Annotated in this window: 1 protein-coding gene; it reads right to left on the minus strand. The window is 34.2% G+C overall.

What is annotated here, in order from left to right:
* A partial coding sequence (locus RMT89_RS45175; RefSeq protein ID WP_315889555.1) for a glycosyltransferase occupies positions 1 to 240 on the minus strand: 240 nt, incomplete at both ends.

Genomic DNA, 240 nt, shown 5'->3' on the forward strand with positions numbered 1-240 from the left:
TCACCAGCGTTTAGAAAATAGATCCAATCTCCAGCACTCAATAAAATACCTTTATTCATTGCATCGTATATACCATTATCAGGCTCCGAAACATATTTACTCACAAGAAAAGATTTAGATAATTCATCGATTTTACCACACTCAGAAAAACCATCGATTACAATAAGTTCGAGATGAAAACGGGACATATGCTGACTTTCTAAGGATTTGATGGTTTTTTCTAAACCGATACTATCCTTG

Origin of the sequence: Streptomyces sp. P17 (assembly GCF_032436805.1) — a bacterium.
Classification (GTDB): domain Bacteria; phylum Actinomycetota; class Actinomycetes; order Streptomycetales; family Streptomycetaceae; genus Streptomyces.